This window comes from Pristimantibacillus sp. PTI5, from assembly GCF_048572955.1.
GTDB lineage: Bacteria > Bacillota > Bacilli > Paenibacillales > Paenibacillaceae > Pristimantibacillus.
In genome coordinates, this window is the sequence record NZ_CP183886.1 from 2,685,410 (window position 1) to 2,701,796 (window position 16,387).

Sequence of the window (16,387 nt, forward strand, 5' to 3'; positions counted from 1 at the left end):
CCACTGGCGTCTATGACGGAGTTACGTCAAAGCGGGCTCCTTGTCCGGCCTGTCGGCCTGCTGTTCCGTCGTTTTTTCTTTTTCGACAGAATCCGTTCCCTGCGGAATGGTCTCGGGAAATCTGCCGCTGCCGTTATCCCGTTTTTTGCGAATGACGGCGATTACCAGCAGCAGGAACGGCAATAAAAAGCCGTGAAAGAGACTGTATACCGTCCATACCCCCATCGCAAACACCCGGGCATGGGCGACGTTGCGGTAGACGATAAAGGAGAGCGGTACGATAATAAACGCATACGGCAATGCCAATGTCCGATAGGTAGATAAATTCAGGATTTGAGCCGTAAGAACCGTTAGTACATAAACGCATAGCGCAAGCTTCATAAATACGGTGCCGACCCAAACCATGGCGACCAAAATCTCCACACGCACCAATATCTCTTCAATGTTAATATTTTTGGCCATATCATACACGGCGAACGGGCTGCGGCTTGCCTCATCCACTCCCATAACCCCGACCAAAAACACGGTAATCGCTACACTCACAATCGTTATCAACGCAGCCGACAGCTTCAATGATTTTCTCAGTTTTTTACGGTCCTGCTCTCTCACCAGCGGAAAAACCATCGTGATAAACACAAACTCCCCAATTGGAAACCCCAAGATGGTATACAACCCCTTTACCGGCTGCTCCAAGCCATTATACAAAAACGGTTCGAAGTTATGGAAATCAAATTGATTGAATAACGAGACCGTCACAATCACAATGACGAACAGCCCCCAGCCGAACAAGATTTCTCCCGTGCGCGCGATGGTTTCGATGCCCAAGTAGACGCCGTAAATAACGACAATCATAAACGTGCCGTCAATGAACCACTCCGGCGTGAGAGGCAGCACCGAGAGGCTCATAAAATCAGAAATGTTGCGCAGGACCAGTGCGCTGAGCAGGAGAAAAAACAAAACATAGAGCAGGGAGAACGCCTTGCCTGCCCATACTCCCAGCACCCGTTCCGCATACTGGGCCAAAGACAGGTTCGGAAAGCGGTCCGAGAGCTTCAAGAACACGATTAAAATTAAATAATTAAACGGCCCGGCTAGAAGCATTGATAGCCAGCCGTCTTGTTTGGCGATAGACGTGACGGAGGTCGGCAGTATGAGCGCCGCACTCCCAAGAGCAAATAAAAATAAAAGTTTAGCGCATTGGCTGGATGTGATTTCCGCATTGTTAATGCCCGCAAATTTACTCATCGCTTCAACGTATCCTCCTCTATCCAGGCTAAAATCGGACGGTAGATCGGCCCGGTTAACGCCTTTATCGCATCCGTAGGATTAGGAATTGGCAGATGGAAAAGCCGGGCTATGATTAAGAGCGTACCTATTGTTAAAATAACCAATGCCCAGCCTCTCTCGCGAAAAAGAAGCTTATCGCCGTTTCGTTTCCAAATCACTGCTCCTGTTATCGCGGCAAGCAGGAGAACTCCGATTAGAGCCATCATACCGATCACTCATTCCACTATAGATTCGCCCCGTACACCCGATCCTAAAATTAAGAAAGTGCATGTGACATCGCTTTTCACTTTGGGAAACAGAGAGGCCCAATCCCCTTCAATCCGCTTCCAAATGGCCGGCTGCTGCAAATATACCTCCTTGCCCCAGCCCATCGCATCGGATTGCAGTTTTTTTTGAAGCTTATTGATCGTGTCCTCTACCTCGTCCTTCACAGCGTCGCTCGCCATCATTCCGATCTGGTTCAACACCTTTTCTTCCATCACATGGACATTCGGGCACATAATTTCTTGAATGCTCCCTGTCACCCTTAGATGTACCTGTACAATCGGCATGTCGTTCCCGCCTTTTTTGACCTTGTACTTCACGTTTACTCCATGCACCTCTACGATTAAATTCCCCTTCGATTCCGGGCACGCCAGCTTGATGACAGTGCTCTTCATTTTATTTTGCAGCCATGACAGCCCTCTGGATTCCTTAGGCTTTAAGTAGTCAACCAGCTTTCCATTGCGAAAAATGGCCATCGTAGAAAGTACGGGAATGGCTTCGGCCGGTATGCTGTTTACATTTTCATTCTTATTTCCTTTCGTACGATCGCCGTCTATGCGCATAGAGGGAAGCACGGCTTGCTGTTTCCCTTGCCCGTGCAGCTTGGTTAAGTCATTGACCTTAACCGCGTAGTTCAGTCCATAAGCTGCCTGGTTAACCTCCACCATTTCATGAATCTGATTGATGGGTATCGACTCCATCTGCGTCGTTAACTGCAGCAGCTGCTCCGCCTTCACGCCGCGCGTAACAATAACGGAGATATCCGTTCTGATGTCAGGGTTTCTTTCGATTAAATCGATTAGCGGAAATATCCCCTTTCTGGCTATCCCCTCCCCAATAACGAGCATTTGGGTATGGGAGAAAAAAAGTCTCCTCGACGTTTTGGCCGACATCTTGCGTATCGCTTCAAACAGGGTATCGCCGGTTTCCGTAAACGTCGTTACTGCCGTTCCCCCAATTCCGCCTTTGCTCTCAGCGGCAACGTTTTGCGGGAGCACGACCTGAACCGTCAACTGCAGCTTCTGTTTGCCGCTGGGATCTTCATCCACTCCCAAAGCCAGCACGACACCGAGCTTATCCAAATACCGAAGATCCCAGCAGCCGCTTAGCAGAATCAGCAAGCACGCTGTCCATAAGATAACTCCTTTACGGCATGCTCGCAGGATGAAAGCTTCTCTCTTATGGCGTTGGAGGCGGCTCATTGCTCAGGCTCCTTCCTTGGCTCCAGTTCTATGTCCTGTCTTGTTTTGTTTTTGCTTGCCAGCATTTCAGGACGTTCGCGCATCAGCCAGTGCGGTGCCCGAACGAGCGTATCCTTCATATCCTTGAGAAAAAACGGGGCGAACGGTTTGATATACGGCATCCCAAAAGACCTGATATTGCTCAGATGTAAAATTAGCACGAGCACAACCAAGCCAATGCCGTAGAAACCCAGCGTCGATGCGGCCAGCAGCAGGAGAAAACGCAGCAGTCTCGCCGCAATGCCAAGGCTGTAGGTAGGCGATACGAAGCTTGCGATAGCCGTGAACGAGACGACGATTACGACAGCCGGAGATACGATGCCTGCTTCAACGACGGATTGCCCGATAACCAAACCTCCTACAATGGAAATCGTATTGCCTGCGGCGCTCGGCATGCGGACAACGGCTTCGCGCAGGATTTCAAAAACGAATTCCATAATAAAAGCTTCCAAATAAGCGGGAAAAGGTACGCCCTCACGCTGTGCGGCCAGTTTCAAGAGCAGCTGCGTGGGGATCATTTCCTGATGGTAGCCGACAATAGCAACATAAATCGACGGCATAAGCAGCGCTATCAAAAAAGAAACAAAACGGAGCATTCTCAAAAAGGTAGTAATATCAAAGCGTTGATAATAGTCTTCTGACGCTTGGAAGAACATATTCAATATGGCAGGCACTACGAGAACGAATGGCGTTCCGTCTACCAAAATGGCAATACGGCCTTCCAACAGGTTGCCTGCTACCGCATCGGGCCGTTCATTGTTTAGCACGGTAGGGAACGGCGACCACTTCTGGTCCGCTATCAGCTCTTCGATATATCCGGATTCCAAGATCCCGTCTATGCGTATGGCATCCAGCCTTTCACGCAAATCCACGAGCACATTTTCGTCCACCAATCCTTTTATATACATGATACAAACAGGCGTTTGCGAAATTTCCCCTATCGTCCATTGCTCCATCCAGAGCTTCGGGCTGCGGATTTTTCTGCGGATCATAGACGTGTTCGTCCGGATCGATTCCGTAAAGCCTTCCCTCGGGCCCCGAATGGCCATTTCGGTTTTCGGCTCTTCGATCCCTCTTCTCGCACCGCCGATAACATTGGCTGCAAGCGCTTGATCCGTTCCCTCGACAAGCAGGATGCTGTAACCCATAAAGAGCTTTTGGAATAACAGCTTCCAATCGCTGATATCCGTAAGGACTCCTATCGAAAGCAGTCCGCTCCTCATGACCGTTAGCAATTCTTCCGGTTGGATAGGCTCGTCCTGCGGAAATCGCTCTCTATGAATCGGTTGGATGATAAACTCATTCAATCGTTCGTCATCCACCATTCCCTGCACATACACAATGACGATCTTCGTATGGTTAGGATCGGGAAGCGACAGTTCGCGGAAGATGATATCCTGACTCTCGCCAAGCTCATTTTTTATGATCTCCATATTTTGCTCAACAGAAAGTGAAAGGGGCTTATCCGCATACGGATCCAGCTGCTCTTTTTCATGCTTTTCAGCGCGGGATGACCTTTTTTCAGCATCTTTTCCCTTTTTGCCTTTTCCTCGTATTTGAGCTTTGTACATATGCCCCTCTCCTTTCCGTTATGATTGTTCTTTGTCCTAGGATAACTCTTCCATGGCATAATTATGTACACCGCTCCATCCGCTGGATGGTTATCGCCTTCACCTAACCTTTGTCGCGCAAAAAAAACCGCAGGACCGTATTCACACGGTTCCCTGCGGCTTCCTTTCCTTCTTTCTATCGGATTCTTGATTCCGTCAGCTTAAATTGTCCGACCAGCTGCTGCAGCAGCGTTGTAATAGACTCCACGCTTTGCGAGGTTTGACGGACATTCGTCATCTCGCCGATAAGCTCCTGCACTTTGCTCTCTACATCGGAGGATACATTGCGGTTTTCTCGGCTTACGAGAGCGATTTTCTCCATAAGCTGCACAACTTCGTCGACAACCTTCGTCTTGCGAAGATCCTCCGCGTGCGCGTTAGCAAGCGTACTGGCCGCTGCCGCAACTAGCTGGTTGCCTTCCTCGACGACTTTTGTTCCCTCGTCCATCGATGCGTAGGCCTGCTTCGCCTCATCATAAATATGGCGGGTAATGCCATGCACCTCTTCGGTCGATTTTTTGGTCATATCCGCGAGCTTGCGGATTTCCGAAGCGACCACCGCAAAACCTCGGCCCTGCTCGCCAACCCTGGCCGCCTCAATCGAGGCATTGAGCGCCAAGAGATTCGTTTGTGCCGATATTTCCTCAATCACATGCAGGACGCTTTGAATTTCCTGAACGGTATCCATAAATTTATGAATGGTCTTGTTCGTCTCGCCAACCTTGGCAGAGATGTGATGCATTTTGTCCCCAATCCGGTCAACCTCGCTTTTGGCTGCCGCTATTTGTTCCGCCGCCTGCTCTTCAATCTGCTTCAGCGTCGTCCTCATATCGCCAGCCGCATCCTTGGCCATGTCGATATCTTTTAGCTGCAGCCTAATGCTGCCGATCATATCCGTTACTTTCCCGCTGACGCGTTCCGTAGATGCCGACGTCACTGCCGCCGACTCATTAAGCACAAGCTGGCTGGATAACACGTCTGCCGAAGCAAGCCTGACCTGAAGCATGATGCCCTCCAAGGAATCAATCATATTATTGATCCATTTGGCTAATTCCTTTGATTCATCATTATCAAACTCCTGAAGCGCGAGTCGTTGGGTCAAATCTCCCTTGCCTTCGGCATTCAAACGTATAAAGCTGTTAATTTTGCGCAAATGGGTCACGACCCGCTCGGACTCCTTTTTCTGAAAGACACCGCTGTAGATTAATCCGAATAAAAGATTAAACACGCCTGCTGCCGCCGCGGTCATCCAAATCGGTGCACTGGATGCAATGAACACAATAAGCAGCGCTGTCGTCACGCTTAAACTGGCAATGGAGATAAGCTGCAGCTTCCGCTGCCTCCAACCGATACTGCGGATCCGGTAAACCTCCTCCAGGTCGCCCTCGCACATCATTCCCCATTTATCCGGGCAATGCGGAAGCTGAAAGGTTACCCCTTTGCCAATAACGGATATATGCCTATAATCCGAGTAGCCCGGAAATTCGACAAACAAATTGCTGCCGTTGCGGATCGTATTCGCTACGCCCGGATGCAGCTCTCCTGTCGCCGGATCGGTAAATACGATCTCCAGCTCGGTATGCTCCTTAATCGAAACAATACCCCAATCGGTTGTAACCCCATCCTTAAGGTTTTCTCCATGCGTAAAAGTACGATCCTCGAAGCGGCTCCGTGACAGTGCCGTACCCGGCGCAATCTGCGTATTAAGTCCTGCCTTAGCCATAAATATGTAATTATCCCCGGAATCCGGGTATACGTGGCCCGATTCCCGTTGAATCAAATCGCCTAACACATCATTTGGCACACGGCCGCACAGCGTTCCTGCCAAGCTGTTATTCACCGATATAGGGACCATAAACAATAATGTCATTTTATCGTGGAAGGAGGATGAACGCGGCCCTAGCTTTAACGTAATCGGATCACTGAAAGGTCCGAATAGGCATCTTCGCAACCTGCTCGCTTCTCTCGTATATGCAAGCCCCGGCTGCAAAATACTATCCGACGGATAGGCCGTGCCGACATGCGCGCTGAACGTTGAGTAGGCAACGGATTGCTTCGCGTCCAGAAAGAAAAGCTCCGTGAAGTCTATTGCCCGCGCATAGGTTCTAGCGAATAGTGATTCTATTTGCGACTGCACGGTAGAAGCAGCATGATCTTCCTTTTGACTGAGCAGTACTGACATTTCATCGCTCAAACGGTCTAAATGCGTCCAATAATCCGTCGCCCAGTTGGTAAGCAGCTCTTTGCGCGTCTCTGCAATCCCTTCAAAGCTATGCTCGACATCCGCTTTCAATTGCTTGTTCAAACGCCATGAAACCCAGAGCGGAAATCCTACCTTCATTCCTAACCAATCAAACATATGACTCTCCCCCTGCTACTCTTTCATTTCTAATGTTAACTATATTAACATATAATATTGGGTATTTCATACATAATATTAGTCTCTTTGTCGAAATAGCTCAAATTCATAGAAATAAAGCATCATTTTCCGATTAAAACACGAATATTAACAATAACCTGACATGGACTAGCATCTAATAAACGATAGATTCTTGAATTTCAAAAATGTTGCTTACTGCAGTTAGGAAGCTCTCAAAGCCCAAACATAAAAAAGCATCATTCACGCCTTGAAGGCATGAATGATGCTTTAATTGGTTATGCTTATTTCTGCTTTACGTTCAGACGATTCATGGCACGCTGCAAAGCAAGCTCCGCGCGGCGGAAATCAATCTGGTCTTGCTTAGCCGCAAGACGCTGCTGGGCACGCTGTTTAGCGGCTTCAGCCCGTTCAATGTTAATATCGGTTGCAAGCTCTGCGCTCTCGGCAAGAATAACGATCTTATCCTTGCGTACCTCGATAAAGCCTCCATTTACCGCTATAACATCTGCTTTATTATTATCGCGTTTGATGACGACAGGCGCGATACGAAGCGGCGTTACCAGCGGAATGTGGTTTGGCAATATGCCAAGCTCACCTTCAACGCCCGTTACGCTAACCATATTCGCAGTCTCTGCGTACACCTTGCGCTCTGGTGTTACGATCTCAACCAAAAACGAACTCATGTGGATTCCTCCCGCCCTTCGCTATTAAAGCGTTTTGGCTTTCTCCACGGCTTCTTCAATCACACCAACATATCGGAAGGATTCTTCCGGAAGGTCGTCATGTTTGCCATCGAGAATTTCTTTGAAGCTGCGAACGGATTCTTTAACAGGAACATATTTACCTTTAATGCCTGTGAACGGTTCAGCAACGTGGAACGGCTGAGATAGGAAGAGTTGAATTTTACGTGCGCGAGACACGGTCAATTTATCTTCTTCGCTAAGCTCGTCCATACCTAGGATTGCGATAATATCTTGAAGCTCTTTGTAGCGTTGAAGAATCTTCTTAACGCCTTGAGCTACGTTGTAATGCTCTTCACCCAAAACAGATGGGCTTAGGATACGCGAAGACGACGCGAGCGGATCAACCGCTGGGAAGATACCCATCTCGGAGATTTTACGCTCCAAGTTTGTCGTAGCGTCCAAGTGGGCAAACGTCGTTGCAGGAGCCGGATCCGTGTAGTCATCGGCAGGTACGTAGATCGCTTGGATCGAAGTAACCGAACCTTTTTTCGTAGACGTGATACGCTCTTGCAGCTGACCCATTTCAGTTGCCAGCGTTGGCTGGTAACCTACCGCGGAAGGCATACGGCCTAGAAGGGCCGAAACCTCGGAGCCTGCTTGCGTGAAACGGAAGATGTTATCGACGAACAATAGTACGTCTTTTCCTTCTTCGTCACGGAAATATTCAGCCATTGTCAGACCAGTCAAAGCAACGCGTTGACGTGCGCCTGGCGGCTCGTTCATTTGTCCGAATACCATCGCTGTTTTGCTTAGTACGCCGGAGTCTTTCATCTCGTGGTAAAGGTCATTACCTTCACGAGTACGCTCACCTACACCCGCGAATACGGAGATACCGCCGTGCTCTTGCGCGATGTTATTGATAAGCTCTTGGATCGTAACCGTTTTACCTACGCCCGCGCCGCCGAAGAGGCCGATTTTACCGCCTTTTGCGTATGGTGCGAGAAGATCGATTACTTTAATGCCTGTCTCAAGAATTTCCGCTTGCGTGGAAAGCTGGTCAAAAGCAGGCGCTTCGCGGTGAATCGGAAGGTTAATTGACGATGTAACATCGCCCGCTTCGTCGATTGGTTGACCAAGTACGTTAAATACACGGCCAAGTGTCGGTGCGCCAACCGGAATGGTGATTGCTGCGCCTGTATCTACTGCGATCATACCGCGTACAAGACCGTCTGTCGTACTCATAGCTACGGCACGTACCTTATTGTCACCGAGGTGAACGGCTACTTCAAGCGTCAAGTTAATATCAATGCCGCCTGCTTCGCCCTTTTGCTCGATTTTGACAGCGTTCAAAATTTCCGGCAAATTGCCGCGTTCGAACTCTAAGTCTACGACCGGACCCATGACGGATACAACATGTCCTTTTTTCATGGTTTTCCCTCCTGGTTCCTTCTTGTTACTGCAAGCCGATCAGCTTATCGCAAGCGTCCGGTCCCTTGCAGTGCCTATATTAAGATTGGGCATTTGCCCCTGCAACGATTTCGGAAATTTCCTGGGTAATTGCCGCTTGACGCGCTCTATTGTAAGTGAGCGTCAATTGGTTGATGATCTTCGTCGCATTTTTCGTTGCGCTTCCCATGGCAGTCATACGTGCGCCGAACTCACTCGCTTTACCGTCTAGTACCGCGCTGTAAATGAGCGTTTCCGCGTATTTAGGCAGCAGCACTTCAAGTACGCCTTCTGGTGATGGCTCGTATTCATACGATGTAACAGCTGCATTTCCGCCCACTTCTTCAAGCGGCAGCAAACGCAATGCTGTCGGTACTTGAGTAATCGCATTTACGAATTCATTGTAGTAAAGATAAAGCTCGTCATACGCGCCTTCGGAAAACTTCTGTACCGCGGAATACGCAACCGATTTAATGTCAGCGAATGAAGGAGCGTCTGGCAAGCCAGTCACTTCCTCAACGATTGGCATATTGCGGCGGCGGAAATAATCGCGGCCCTTCCGTCCGATAACGAACAACACGTACTCATCGCTTGACTTATGGTTCTCACGAATCGTTTGCGTTACTTTACGAAGAATATTCGCATTGTAGCCGCCTGCAAGACCACGGTCCGAAGTAATAACGAGATAACCCGTTTTCTTCACCGGACGTGTCTCCAGCATAGGATGTTTCACATCTCTAGTGCCGGCAGCGATGCTCGCTACAACTTCCTTCAGCTTCTCGGCGTATGGACGCGCTGCTTGCGCGGCTTCCTGTGCTTTTCTTAGGCGGGAAGCGGCAACCATCTCCATCGCTTTCGTAATCTGCTTCGTATTTTGTTTACTCTTGATCTCGCGCTTAATATCGCGCATACCTTTTGCCATTTGGTTTCACCCGCCTTTGTTGCTTTGGACCTGCTCCAAAGCCTGGTGTTGGTGGAGTAAGCAGTCTAAGCCCGGACATATGAACGGGCGTTGACTTCTATTTCACAGCGCAGCACAAGCTTCGCCACAAACGTGGCGACAGCTGTTTACGCTAGATTATACTGATACAGCAAAGCTTTTCTTGAATTTATTGATCGCATCAACAAGAGCTTTCTCGTTGTCAGCAACGATGTCCTTCGTATCGCGGATCGATTGGCCGATTTCCGGGCTGTTCGAATCCAAGTACGCGTGGAACTCTTTCTCAAAGCGAAGAATATCCGATACTGGAATTTCATCCAAGTGGCCTTTAACCGCAGAGTAGATTGAGATAACTTGCTTCTCAACCGGCATTGGCTGGTTAACGTCTTGTTTCAGAATTTCCATTGTACGAGCACCGCGGTTAAGGCGAGCTAGTGTAGATTTATCAAGATCAGAGCCGAATTGCGAGAACGCTTGAAGCTCGCGGTAAGCCGCAAGATCCAGACGGAGCGTACCAGCTACTTTTTTCATGGCTTTAATTTGAGCGGAACCACCTACACGGGATACGGAGATACCAACGTTAACCGCTGGGCGTTGACCCGAGTAGAACAGATCTGCTTCAAGGAAGATTTGACCGTCTGTAATCGAGATAACATTCGTAGGAATGTATGCCGATACGTCTGATGCCTGCGTCTCAATGAATGGCAGTGCCGTCATTGAACCGCCGCCTCTAGCGTCGCTAAGCTTAGCTGCGCGCTCAAGCAAACGGGAGTGAAGGTAGAATACATCCCCTGGGTATGCTTCACGACCCGGTGGACGGCGAAGCAAGAGTGAAAGCTCACGGTAAGCTGCTGCTTGTTTCGATAGATCATCATAGATAACAAGAACGTGCTCGCCTTTGTACATGAAGTACTCGCCCATTGTGCAGCCCGCGTAAGGAGCTAGGAAGAGCAATGGAGCAGGCTCGGAAGCGCCAGCCGTTACGACGATTGTGTACTCAAGAGCGCCGTGGCGGCGAAGAGTTTCAACTACGTTTGCAACAGTGGATTGTTTTTGGCCGACAGCTACGTAAATACATTTAACGCCGTTGCCTTTTTGGTTAATGATTGCATCGATTGCAATCGCTGTTTTACCTGTTTGACGGTCACCGATGATAAGCTCACGTTGTCCGCGGCCTACCGGTACCATTGCGTCGATTGCTTTAATTCCCGTTTGCATTGGCTCATGAACCGATTTACGGTCGATAACGCCTGGTGCCGGAGATTCAATCGCACGGAATTGAGTCGTGTTGATTGGTCCTTTGCCGTCAAGCGGCTGACCAAGCGGGTTTACTACGCGGCCAAGAAGCTCTTCGCCGACAGGTACTTCCATAATACGGCCAGTACGTTTTACTTGATCGCCTTCACGGATATCCGTGTACGGTCCAAGGATAACGACACCGACATTGCTTTCTTCCAAGTTCAAAGCCATACCGACAACACCGTTGGAGAATTCGAGCAATTCGCCCTGCATCGCATTTTCCAAACCGTGTACGCGGGCGATACCGTCACCGACATTGATTACGGTGCCGACGTCTACGACTTGAATTTCGGATTTATATTGTTCGATCTGTTGTTTAATCAGCGTGCTGATTTCATCAGGTCTGATACTCAATTCGTTCACCCCTATCTACAGTGCATTAGATTTTAAACGATTTTTGTAAACGTTCCAGTTTGCCGGACAAGCTGCCGTCATATAGGCGGTCGCCGATGCGTACTTGTACGCCTCCAAGCAAAGCTGGTTCTACGATTTGCTGTGCAATAATAGTTTTGCCGGTTATTTGTCCGAACTGTGCCGCTACTCCGGCAAGCTCTTCATCGGACAAAGCATGTGCGGTATAAACCGTTGCATGCGCTTGACCAAGCGACTCTCCCGCAACCTTCGTGTATGCCGCATATACATCGGCAATGACGTCTTGGCGTCTGCGGGTTATAAGAATTTCCAGCGTATTGATCACAAGCGCGGATACGCGATCGCCGAACGCTGTTTTGAGAACGGCAATCTTGCTTGCCGGATCAATGCTCGGAAGAGATAGGAACTTTTGAACGTCAGCGTCTTGCTCGAGAGCTTGCACGACCAGCTTAAGCTGCTCCTCTACCTCCGAAACAACCTGCTGCTTCTCAGCAACCTCGAACAATGCTTTAGCGTAGCGCTTCGCTACGGCTGCATCGCGGCTCATTTATTTCCAACTTCTTTCAAATATTGACCAACCAGCTGTTCTTGCGATTTCTCATCTACTTGCTTCTCAATAATTTTCGACGCGATTTTCACGGAAATGCCGCCAACCTCAGTACGAAGGGCTGCAATTGCTTTGTTTTTCTCGCTTTCGATATCTTTGAGGGCATCGTCTTTCAGACGAGTTGCTTCCGATTTCGCGGTTTGAACGATTTCTTCCGCCTGCTTCGAACTTGTCGTTCTCGATTGTTCAATAATTTCGTAAGCTTCCTTGCGAGCTTGCTGGAGTGCAATCTTCTGCTCTTCCATTTGCAGCTCGGCTGCTTTACGGCTGCTTTCAGCTGTGTTCATTTGTTCAAGCACAAGCTGTCTGCGCTTCTCCATTACACCGAACAACGGGCCGAATGCATATTTACTTAGCAACCAATATAATATCCCGAAGGCAATGATCGCATATACTGTTGATTCCCAATGCCATGACATAGAAGCGACTCCTTTCTCAACGCAATATTGTCTTAATCATAACGAAGGCGAAGAGGGCTAAGGCCTTCCCCGCCAATATCAGTTATTATGCTTGGAAGAAAGCCAAGAAACCGATTACTACGCCGATGATAGGCACAACTTCGACGATACCTACACCGATAAACATTGTTGTTTGCAATTTACCTTGAAGTTCAGGCTGACGAGCGATACCTTCAACTGTTTTACTAACGATCATACCGTTACCTACGCCCGCGCCAACTGCGCCCAAACCTACTGCCAAAGCTGCTGCTAATAATTCCATTTTTAAAATCCTCCTCGAATATTGTTGTTTTTAGTTTGTATAGCCAACCTCAGTCCTTAAAAATCACTCCGAGGCATAAAGCGGATATTAATGTTCTTCATCGTGGATAGCTGCTTGCGAGATATACACCATCGTAAGGATCGTAAACAAGAAAGCTTGGATACCGCCGACGAAAAGACTGAAGCCCTGCCATGCGACAAGAAAAGGCGTTCCCACCCATCCCATCATCAAGATCGTTGCGATAAGCACCTCGCCCGCGTAAATGTTCGCGAACAACCGCAGCGCCAGCGTTACCGGCTTAGAGATCGTCTCGATCACGTTAACAGGGAAGAAAACCGGAAACGGATGGAAGTAATGCTTCAGATAGTGCTTCGTATTCAATCTCAAACCAAGGAAATGGACGATCACGAATACGATTAGCGCTAGACCTGCCGTTACCGAGATATCAGCAGTTGGCGATTTCCACCAAGCGATTTCGACATGTCCGCCTTTATCTTCCAACAGCTCCTCCGTGATACCGAATGATTCGTAAGCATGATGAGTTTCAGTCACGATACCGAAAGGCAATCCGAGCAAGTTGGAGATGAAGATAAACATAATGAGCGTCATCCCTAAAGACAAGAAAGGCTTTACACGATTTAAAGGCATCGTGCTAGAGATAAAGTTGTGTACGAAATCGACAACCCATTCCAAAAAGTTTTGGAACTTTGAAGGGTTGTCCACAGAAAGGTTGCGAACAGCCAGCTTCGCGATCAAAAACGTTACAATAACTGAAACCGTAATGGCAATGAAGCTCGAAATGTCGATTTGAAGCGGCCCGAGCTGCCATATGGGAAATTCATGCATCTAAAATTTTCACCCCTTTCCGCTAAGATTGTCGTTTATTGTGGATATACGCTGCTACCAATAGAACAAACGGCATGACCATACAGCCAGCTAAAGCTGCCGGCATGTTCAGGTCCTCCGGAAAACGATAGGCGATCATGGCAACCAACAACACAGTTGCGATGCGGTTTCCAAGACCAAGACCTCTCTTGCGCGGTCCGACCCCTGCTGCTCCTAGGGTGACCATTTCTACTCTGCGTCTAAGTAAAAACGCATTCATGGAACTTGCTGCCAATCCCACAAGAAGGCCGAGAGACACCGTACGCCATTCCGGAAGGAACGCCCATACAATTAGGCATACCGCCATTGCATAAACAAGCGTACGTATTGCTGTCTTCATTATTTTATCCATCGGCTTCCTCCATAACCTTCTTAACGAGCAGAATGGCTGAGAGTAGTCCGACAGCCAGACCGACCAGTATGCCACCGAGCGACCATGCCTTCGGATCCCCAAAGCGGTTCCCGAGCGACGAGCCGATCCAATAGCCTAAAAAGATACATACAGCGACTTGCACTCCGAGTGCGCCAACGAGTCCGGCGGCAAACAGCGGATTGTCCCTTCTGTCCTTTTTATTCATGGCTCATACCCCTGTCAATCCTCATTTATTTTATCCAAGCCGTGACACGTTTGTCAATTGAATTAACTGCAAACTTTTGGTGAACAGAACGTCCAAAACCCTTGATACATAAGGTATTATGACCCTAGAAAACCGTACAGTACTACTGTATGCTGTACATTCGCCACTCAAGCCATTGCCTTATCGCAATCTATGAACGTTGTGTGAACGAATCCGGACGATCCTTCAACCTGCCAAAATGATGCAATATCGCGTCTACGATACGTTCCGAAGCCCGTCCGTCGCCGTAAGGGTTGGCTGCCTGGCTCATGCGAGCGTACAGCTGGGAATCGGTCAAAAGTGCATGCGCACGACTGTATACCTGCTCCTCATCCGTTCCTACAAGCTCCAGAGTGCCTGCCTCGATGCCTTCCGGACGTTCCGTCGTATCGCGAAGCACAAGCGTCGGCACTCCGAAGGATGGTGCCTCCTCTTGCAAGCCGCCCGAATCCGTCATGATCATGTGGGCATGCGGGTAAAAATTGTGGAATTCAAACACATCAAGCGGTTCAATCAGCCGAATGCGGGGATGATCGCCCAATATTTCATTGGCAGGCTCTCTTACAGCCGGGTTTGGATGCACCGCATATACGACGACGACATCCTCATGCTCATCCGCAATCCGTTTTACCGCGCGGAAAATGTTCCGATGCGGCTCGCCAAGCGCTTCGCGGCGATGGGCCGTCATAAGAATCATTCGTTTCCCTTTCGCCCAATCGATCACGGGATGCGAGAAGGACTCGTCCACCGTATATTGAAATACGTCGGTCGCCGTGTTGCCAGTCACATAAATGGCAGCATCCGACTTGTTCTCTTTGCGCAAATTGTTCGCCGACCATTCCGTCGGTGCAAAGTGCACATCAGATAGCACGCCGGCAAGCTGCCGATTCATTTCCTCCGGGTACGGAGATAGTTTGTTCCACGTACGAAGCCCCGCTTCTACGTGTCCCACTTGTATTTGCTTCAGAAACGAGGCATAGCTCGCAAGGAACGTCGTCTGCGTATCCCCATGAACGAGCACGATGTCAGGCTTGGCTTCCGTGAGCACGGGATCCAGTCCTTCCAATACGCGGACTGTCGTTTCTGTCAGCGTCTGGCGATCCTTCATGACATTCAAATCGTAATTCGGATGGATTTCGAAAAAATCGAGAACCTGGTCCAGCATCTGGCGATGCTGAGCGGTCACGCATACGATCGATTCGATTTCGTCTTCGCGCTTTTGCAGTTCCAGCACGAGCGGCGCCATCTTGACGGCTTCCGGACGCGTTCCGAAAATGGTCATTACCTTCAGTTTAGACAAAATCTTTCACTCCTATTATCGTTTCATGTCGATTACAACTAATTTGTTCCAAACATGCGGTCTCCGGCATCGCCTAGACCAGGGACAATGTAGCCTTTTTCATTGAGGCGCTCATCCAAAGCAGCGATGTAGATATCAACATCCGGGTGCGCTTCCTGTACGGCTTTCACGCCTTCCGGGGCAGCGATCAGACACATTAGTTTGATTTGATCACATTTATGGTTTTTCAGCGAGCTGATAGCCGCAATAGCCGAGCCGCCGGTTGCCAGCATCGGATCAATGACGATAAGCATGCGATTCGGCGCATCCGTCGGCAGATTAATATAATATTCCTTTGGCTGAAGCGTCTCGTGATCGCGGGCAAGACCGATATGGCCTACCTTCGCTGATGGAATCAGCTTCAAGATGCCGTCTACCATGCCAAGTCCGGCACGCAAAATAGGGACGAGGCCAAGCATTCTTCCCGATACGACTTTAGCGTCCGTCTCGGCCACCGGCGTTTGTACCTTGATCGTATCAAGCGGAATTTCTCTCGTAATTTCGTATGACATTAATGTTGCGACTTCATCAACCAATTCCCGAAAATCTTTCGTATTCGTTTCTTTATTCCGAATAAAAGTCAGCTTATGCTGAATTAACGGATGGTCGCAAATGATTAGTTTGCTCATGGAGCGGTATTCCTCCCGTACATTGTTGTTATTGTTGTTGTCGTCGTTGTTGTTGTCGTTGTACTAAT

17 protein-coding genes are annotated in these 16,387 nt (G+C 49.0%); all 17 read right to left on the reverse strand.

The window, feature by feature from the left end; genetic code table 11:
* Window positions 1-21: 21 nt before the first annotated feature.
* Complete coding sequence (locus tag ACN6MW_RS12030; RefSeq protein WP_419875615.1) at window positions 22-1,245, reverse strand: GerAB/ArcD/ProY family transporter; 1,224 nt, start codon at window positions 1,243-1,245, stop codon at window positions 22-24.
* Window positions 1,242-1,493 carry a hypothetical protein gene (locus ACN6MW_RS12035; protein WP_419875616.1) on the reverse strand — a complete coding sequence of 84 codons (252 nt, stop codon included), beginning with the start codon at window positions 1,491-1,493 and terminating at the stop codon, window positions 1,242-1,244. Before ACN6MW_RS12035 ends, ACN6MW_RS12030 begins: the two co-directional genes overlap by 4 nt.
* A 9-nt stretch (window positions 1,494-1,502) precedes the next feature.
* Window positions 1,503-2,753 (reverse strand): Ger(x)C family spore germination protein, encoded by a 1,251-nt coding sequence (locus tag ACN6MW_RS12040; protein ID WP_419875617.1) that lies wholly within the window; start codon window positions 2,751-2,753, stop codon window positions 1,503-1,505.
* The gene (locus tag ACN6MW_RS12045) at window positions 2,750-4,363 is read right to left on the reverse strand and encodes a spore germination protein (RefSeq protein WP_419875618.1); all 1,614 of its coding nucleotides are present in this window, start codon (window positions 4,361-4,363) and stop codon (window positions 2,750-2,752) included. Before ACN6MW_RS12045 ends, ACN6MW_RS12040 begins: the two co-directional genes overlap by 4 nt.
* Window positions 4,364-4,538: 175 nt before the next feature.
* Window positions 4,539-6,761, reverse strand: a complete 2,223-nt coding sequence (locus tag ACN6MW_RS12050) for a methyl-accepting chemotaxis protein (RefSeq protein WP_419875619.1) — start codon at window positions 6,759-6,761, stop codon at window positions 4,539-4,541.
* Between the two features lie 302 nt (window positions 6,762-7,063).
* Complete coding sequence (locus tag ACN6MW_RS12055; protein WP_308995252.1) at window positions 7,064-7,465, reverse strand: F0F1 ATP synthase subunit epsilon; 402 nt, start codon at window positions 7,463-7,465, stop codon at window positions 7,064-7,066.
* Between the two features lie 24 nt (window positions 7,466-7,489).
* The gene (gene atpD, locus ACN6MW_RS12060) at window positions 7,490-8,893 is read right to left on the reverse strand and encodes a F0F1 ATP synthase subunit beta (RefSeq protein ID WP_419875620.1); all 1,404 of its coding nucleotides are present in this window, start codon (window positions 8,891-8,893) and stop codon (window positions 7,490-7,492) included.
* 79 nt (window positions 8,894-8,972) lie between these two features.
* Window positions 8,973-9,833 carry an ATP synthase F1 subunit gamma gene (atpG, locus tag ACN6MW_RS12065; RefSeq protein WP_364151825.1) on the reverse strand — a complete coding sequence of 287 codons (861 nt, stop codon included), beginning with the start codon at window positions 9,831-9,833 and terminating at the stop codon, window positions 8,973-8,975.
* Window positions 9,834-9,989: 156 nt separating this feature from the next.
* Window positions 9,990-11,504 (reverse strand): F0F1 ATP synthase subunit alpha, encoded by a 1,515-nt coding sequence (gene atpA, locus ACN6MW_RS12070; RefSeq protein ID WP_419875621.1) that lies wholly within the window; start codon window positions 11,502-11,504, stop codon window positions 9,990-9,992.
* Window positions 11,505-11,529: 25 nt separating this feature from the next.
* Window positions 11,530-12,069, reverse strand: coding sequence for a F0F1 ATP synthase subunit delta (locus tag ACN6MW_RS12075; protein WP_419875622.1), 540 nt, complete (start codon window positions 12,067-12,069; stop codon window positions 11,530-11,532).
* Window positions 12,066-12,548 carry a F0F1 ATP synthase subunit B gene (gene atpF / locus ACN6MW_RS12080; protein ID WP_364151829.1) on the reverse strand — a complete coding sequence of 161 codons (483 nt, stop codon included), beginning with the start codon at window positions 12,546-12,548 and terminating at the stop codon, window positions 12,066-12,068. The genes ACN6MW_RS12075 and atpF overlap by 4 nt, the downstream gene beginning before the upstream one ends.
* 85 nt (window positions 12,549-12,633) lie before the next feature.
* Window positions 12,634-12,849: a F0F1 ATP synthase subunit C gene (gene atpE, locus ACN6MW_RS12085; protein WP_053373757.1), complete on the reverse strand. Its 216-nt coding sequence runs from the start codon at window positions 12,847-12,849 to the stop codon at window positions 12,634-12,636.
* Between the two features lie 87 nt (window positions 12,850-12,936).
* Entirely contained in the window at window positions 12,937-13,695 is a 759-nt protein-coding gene (gene atpB / locus ACN6MW_RS12090; RefSeq protein WP_364151832.1) for a F0F1 ATP synthase subunit A, read from the reverse strand.
* A gap of 22 nt (window positions 13,696-13,717) precedes the next feature.
* Window positions 13,718-14,086 carry an ATP synthase subunit I gene (locus ACN6MW_RS12095; RefSeq protein WP_308995259.1) on the reverse strand — a complete coding sequence of 123 codons (369 nt, stop codon included), beginning with the start codon at window positions 14,084-14,086 and terminating at the stop codon, window positions 13,718-13,720.
* On the reverse strand, window positions 14,079-14,312 hold the full coding sequence (locus ACN6MW_RS12100; RefSeq protein WP_308995260.1) for an AtpZ/AtpI family protein: 234 nt from the start codon (window positions 14,310-14,312) through the stop codon (window positions 14,079-14,081). Before ACN6MW_RS12100 ends, ACN6MW_RS12095 begins: the two co-directional genes overlap by 8 nt.
* Before the next feature lie 190 nt (window positions 14,313-14,502).
* Window positions 14,503-15,651, reverse strand: a complete 1,149-nt coding sequence (gene wecB / locus ACN6MW_RS12105) for a non-hydrolyzing UDP-N-acetylglucosamine 2-epimerase (protein ID WP_364151837.1) — start codon at window positions 15,649-15,651, stop codon at window positions 14,503-14,505.
* Between the two features lie 38 nt (window positions 15,652-15,689).
* Entirely contained in the window at window positions 15,690-16,319 is a 630-nt protein-coding gene (upp, locus tag ACN6MW_RS12110; RefSeq protein WP_364151839.1) for a uracil phosphoribosyltransferase, read from the reverse strand.
* Between the last annotated feature and the right edge of the window lie 68 nt (window positions 16,320-16,387).

Coding starts and splice junctions, on each gene's coding strand:
- ACN6MW_RS12030 (WP_419875615.1), bottom strand. CDS start 1,245: ATGAGTAAATTTGCGGGCATTAACAATGCGGAAATCACATCCAGCCAA.
- ACN6MW_RS12035 (WP_419875616.1), bottom strand. CDS start 1,493: ATGATGGCTCTAATCGGAGTTCTCCTGCTTGCCGCGATAACAGGAGCA.
- ACN6MW_RS12040 (WP_419875617.1), bottom strand. CDS start 2,753: ATGAGCCGCCTCCAACGCCATAAGAGAGAAGCTTTCATCCTGCGAGCA.
- ACN6MW_RS12045 (WP_419875618.1), bottom strand. CDS start 4,363: ATGTACAAAGCTCAAATACGAGGAAAAGGCAAAAAGGGAAAAGATGCT.
- ACN6MW_RS12050 (WP_419875619.1), bottom strand. CDS start 6,761: ATGTTTGATTGGTTAGGAATGAAGGTAGGATTTCCGCTCTGGGTTTCA.
- ACN6MW_RS12055 (WP_308995252.1), bottom strand. CDS start 7,465: ATGAGTTCGTTTTTGGTTGAGATCGTAACACCAGAGCGCAAGGTGTAC.
- atpD (WP_419875620.1), bottom strand. CDS start 8,893: ATGAAAAAAGGACATGTTGTATCCGTCATGGGTCCGGTCGTAGACTTA.
- atpG (WP_364151825.1), bottom strand. CDS start 9,833: ATGGCAAAAGGTATGCGCGATATTAAGCGCGAGATCAAGAGTAAACAA.
- ACN6MW_RS12075 (WP_419875622.1), bottom strand. CDS start 12,069: ATGAGCCGCGATGCAGCCGTAGCGAAGCGCTACGCTAAAGCATTGTTC.
- atpF (WP_364151829.1), bottom strand. CDS start 12,548: ATGTCATGGCATTGGGAATCAACAGTATATGCGATCATTGCCTTCGGG.
- atpE (WP_053373757.1), bottom strand. CDS start 12,849: ATGGAATTATTAGCAGCAGCTTTGGCAGTAGGTTTGGGCGCAGTTGGC.
- atpB (WP_364151832.1), bottom strand. CDS start 13,695: ATGCATGAATTTCCCATATGGCAGCTCGGGCCGCTTCAAATCGACATT.
- ACN6MW_RS12095 (WP_308995259.1), bottom strand. CDS start 14,086: ATGGATAAAATAATGAAGACAGCAATACGTACGCTTGTTTATGCAATG.
- ACN6MW_RS12100 (WP_308995260.1), bottom strand. CDS start 14,312: ATGAATAAAAAGGACAGAAGGGACAATCCGCTGTTTGCCGCCGGACTC.
- upp (WP_364151839.1), bottom strand. CDS start 16,319: ATGAGCAAACTAATCATTTGCGACCATCCGTTAATTCAGCATAAGCTG.